Origin of the sequence: Frigidibacter sp. SD6-1, from assembly GCF_030143255.1 — a bacterium.
Classification (GTDB): domain Bacteria; phylum Pseudomonadota; class Alphaproteobacteria; order Rhodobacterales; family Rhodobacteraceae; genus TMP-24.
The window spans coordinates 1-3,661 of record NZ_JARJNR010000021.1; the positions used below are offsets into that span (position 1 = coordinate 1).

Sequence of the window (3,661 nt, forward strand, 5' to 3'; positions counted from 1 at the left end):
GTGGGCTGATAATGAAGGGGAAAGGGGCTATCTTTCCTCAAGGGTGACTTATGCAACAATGCCTCACAGATCTCAAAGAAAACTTGCTCCAAACCATCTCAAAGTTGAGATCAGGGTATTGAAGAAGCTCTGGAAAGTGCTCCAGCATAACTTCTGGGGCGTCCTGTATCCATCCTGCGAAAGCAAAGCCGAGAACACTTTCATAATTCTCTTTCACATAATTCTTTGCTTTTTCGACGCATTGCGGCAAGTCGTCTAGAAACCTTCCATAGGCATCATAGTCCCTGGCGCTAAAGCCACTCCCAGAAACCAATACCTCTATCTCTCTCCCGGCGTGACGGATGGTCTTCAACTCAGCGTAGTCAGTTTGGGATGGAACCATTCCAAACCGATTATGTTGAAAAATCTCCTGCACCTTTATCTCCCGGTTCCCGGCGGATTTATCTTGTTTCTATTTAATGGGCAAGAAACCCCACCAAGTTCATCTATTAAGTAGCGCTCCCGAAGGAGAGACTCTGCCTCTGAAGCAGCAGACCACCATAGTTTGCTTATAAGTTTCACACCTGGCGTCTTCTTAAGCTCCCTATTTACGCTGGCATTGCAGCGCGCCTTATCTCCCTTGCCGGCATAGAATGTGCCATCAGAGAACTGAAGTAGATAGGTTCCTTTTCCATTATGCGCCCACGCCTCCAGCTCGCCCGCGAAGTAGGTGTGGGCCCCCGCGACCTCGAGATTGTGCACCAGCGTCGGCCGGTCGTCCAGCTCCCGCGAGACGACCGTGATTACCCCGCCCTCGGCGTTCACGATCCGGTCGCCGGGGGCCAGTTCCCCGGCCTGCACCCAGCCCCGGCCCTCGACGTAGAGCGGATGCTCCGCCGTCACGCCGAGCCGGGAGCTCTGCCCCGACGCCTCCAGCCCCAGCCAGACCAGATCCGTCGCCTGACGCCCCATGATCGCGGCCAGATCTCAGGCACCTTGATACTGGCAGGCGACCCCCAATCGAAAGCCTCAAATCGTTCGTCAGGCATCGCGCCCCAACCAGCATGTTCTGGCTATGACGCGAGAACGAATTCAGGCCCTACCGATCTCGCCTCTGAAAATACAATCATATCAAGGTGGCTATTTCCCAATCCTCGGAAGAGGCGTGATAGTAGGCCATTGAGCCGACAGGGATTTCTGGGAGACTCGAAATATGTGGAAATAATTTCGTTAAGTGTGCGGCATGTATCCAAGTGACGTCGCCCTTAGTGTGCTCTTCTTCACAAAGACAATCAAATTGGTTCTCCTCGCCGTGATATACTGAAACCATGCACTTAGGCTGTTCTATCGCGTGCTTACAGACGATCACCTTTAAGTTAAGGTCGAGAGAGTCGACAAGATTCACTTGTACCTCCACTTGTTTTTCCAGAACTCAAGAAGAGTCTGATCAGACTTGTCAAAGTTGCATGCCAGGCAGCAACCGGCTCCATTAGAGGGCGTTGTCCGTCCGCCCTTCGCATGGGGCAACACATGGTCGACCACGATTGAAGGAGCGCCACAATACCGGCAATTTGGCTCGCCGCTGAGAATGCTGTTTCGGTCGTCACCAGAAAAACAGCGCTTCTTGTCACGTTGATTTCGGGGGACATTCGGAAGCTTGCTCCGCTTATTATGCCCCCACGCCTCCAGCTCGCCCGCAAAATATGTACTCGCCCCCGCGACCTCGAGATTGTGCACCAGCGTCGGCCGGTCGTCCAGCTCCCGCGAGACGACCGTGATTACCCCGCCGTCGGCATTCACGATCCGGTCGCCGACCACGAGATCCCCGGCCTGCACCCAGCCCCGGCCCCCGACATAGAGCGGATGCTCGGCCGTCACGCCGAGACGGGAGCTCTGCCCCGACGCCTCCAGCCCCAGCCAGACCAGATCCGTCGCCTGCCGACCCATGATCGCGGCCACGGGATAGGCCCCGACCTCCCCCGTCTCCTCGTTCCGCGCGATCACAAGATCGCCCTCGCGCAGGTCCTCGATCCGGACCTTGCCAGAGGGCGTCAGGACCGCCTTGCGTTACAACGAAGCTCCGCCTCGCTCGTTCAATAAGGACGCTCACTGCTCATTCAAAACAGTCAACAGGGCGCGGCAGAATAACGCGTGTCAGGCCACGAAAAACACTGCCCTCTCAGTCAACTTTGCGCCCTATCAAAACAACACACCTTCCTCATAGATAAATCGAACTATCAAGTAGTTGTATCAATCATCGTCATGCTCGTAGATCGCCGCATCACTAAACACTATACTCGTTTCTTCAGAAAGAGGTCGAGTAAATGATGCAAGGCTTTTCACATTGAACATCTTCAGATTATGCTTATATTTCCCAACTGGCGCTAGGAGGGTTATGGATCGCAAGTCGACCGCTTCATTTTGAACTTCTTCAAACAGTCGGTCAAGCGCTTCGGTTAATTCGGCAGCTCGAATCGCGCACAAACAAAGCTCTCCGGCGTACGTAGCAGAACCCGCCAACACGCGCGACTGATCATATAGGTCGATCAATCCCACAAAAACGCCGTGATCCTTCATCACCGATCCTTCCAAATCGCTGCTCGTGCAAGTGTCCTACCTTCACTCGAAAAAGTCGAACCCCATCTCGACGAGAGGTCCGGGCTAAACATAGATCTCATTCAAACTCTCCGCTCGGCACAAGATTACTAAACGCTATATGATGTTTATCATCTAGTGCCTGCAATAAATCAGACGCTGAAACACCAAACACTGCCGCGTCACCGTCAAAGTCTTGTGGAGGGCCGAGAAAAATAATTGAATGAATTTCCGATCGTCCCCCAGCCATCGCCGCACAAACCAACTGCCATGCTTTCTGGATGCTTGATGCACGGATACCGCAAAGGCACATATCTTTTGACCTTCGACGCTCTCCTTCCTTCGCAGCGGTAAACTGACATAAAAAGTAATGCATACTGGAGGACCTATCTGCCCACGTTAGAAGCTATCGGGATAGCGGTAGTGTATATTTGGCTTGCAGCTGTTATTGTGGTTTTCATCGTGAAAATGCCCGCCTTTTCCATATGCGTCCGGTCCATCTGGTTTGCGCGACTTAAGTAGCTTTTTAAGCTGCTTCTTTGTCAGCTTTTTCGGGATTGGTTTCGTAAATCGTGATGCGCAGTCCTTTGCTTCTTTCCTTGAGGAAAACCGCTTACTGACGTTCTTTCTGTTATGCGCCCAAGCCTCAAGCTCGCCCGCGAAGTATGTACTCGCACCGGCGACCTCGAGATTGTGCACCAGCGTCGGCCGGTCGTCCAGCTCCCGCGAGACGACGGTGATCACCCCGCCGTCCGCGTCCACGATCCGGTCGCCGGGGGCCAGTTCCCCAGCCTGCACCCAGCCCCGGCCCTCGACGTAGAGCGGATGCTCCGCCGTCACGCCGAGCCGGGAGCTCTGCCCCGACGCCTCCAGCCCCAGCCAGACCAGATCCGTCGCCTGACGCCCCATGATCGCGGCCACGGGATAGGGCCCGACCTCCCCCGTCTCCTCGTTCCGCGCGATCACCAGATCGCCCTCGCGAAGGTCCTCGATCTTCACCTTGCCCGCCGGCGTCAGGACCTCGGTCCCCTCCGGGAAGGACGAGCCCGCCTGCATCAGCGCGCCGACCATCTCGTCGAGCGCCGAG

Annotated in this window: 6 protein-coding genes; all 6 read right to left on the bottom strand. The window is 55.1% G+C overall.

Annotation, left to right across the window (positions count from 1 at the left end; translation table 11 throughout):
* Positions 1-37: 37 nt before the first annotated feature.
* Positions 38-415 carry a hypothetical protein gene (locus P0645_RS19095; RefSeq protein WP_284166141.1) on the bottom strand — a complete coding sequence of 126 codons (378 nt, stop codon included), beginning with the start codon at positions 413-415 and terminating at the stop codon, positions 38-40.
* 2 nt (positions 416-417) lie between these two features.
* A complete protein-coding gene (locus tag P0645_RS19100) occupies positions 418-951 on the bottom strand; it encodes a polymorphic toxin-type HINT domain-containing protein (RefSeq protein ID WP_284166142.1) in 534 nt (177 codons plus the stop codon).
* A 429-nt stretch (positions 952-1,380) separates the two neighbouring features.
* Complete coding sequence (locus P0645_RS19105; protein WP_284166146.1) at positions 1,381-2,034, bottom strand: polymorphic toxin-type HINT domain-containing protein; 654 nt, start codon at positions 2,032-2,034, stop codon at positions 1,381-1,383.
* Positions 2,035-2,229: 195 nt separating this feature from the next.
* Positions 2,230-2,556, bottom strand: a complete 327-nt coding sequence (locus P0645_RS19110; protein WP_284166143.1) for a hypothetical protein — start codon at positions 2,554-2,556, stop codon at positions 2,230-2,232.
* 97 nt (positions 2,557-2,653) lie between these two features.
* Entirely contained in the window at positions 2,654-2,950 is a 297-nt protein-coding gene (locus P0645_RS19115; RefSeq protein ID WP_284166144.1) for a hypothetical protein, read from the bottom strand.
* A gap of 23 nt (positions 2,951-2,973) precedes the next feature.
* The coding region (locus P0645_RS19120; RefSeq protein WP_284166145.1) for a polymorphic toxin-type HINT domain-containing protein at positions 2,974-3,661 on the bottom strand (688 nt) is incomplete at its 5' end.

What these genes read in the sequence shown, in the direction of transcription:
- P0645_RS19100 (WP_284166142.1), bottom strand. Translation starts at nt 951, where the DNA reads ATGGGGCGTCAGGCGACGGATCTGGTCTGGCTGGGGCTGGAGGCGTCG.
- P0645_RS19110 (WP_284166143.1), bottom strand. Translation starts at nt 2,556, where the DNA reads ATGAAGGATCACGGCGTTTTTGTGGGATTGATCGACCTATATGATCAG.
- P0645_RS19115 (WP_284166144.1), bottom strand. Translation starts at nt 2,950, where the DNA reads ATGCATTACTTTTTATGTCAGTTTACCGCTGCGAAGGAAGGAGAGCGT.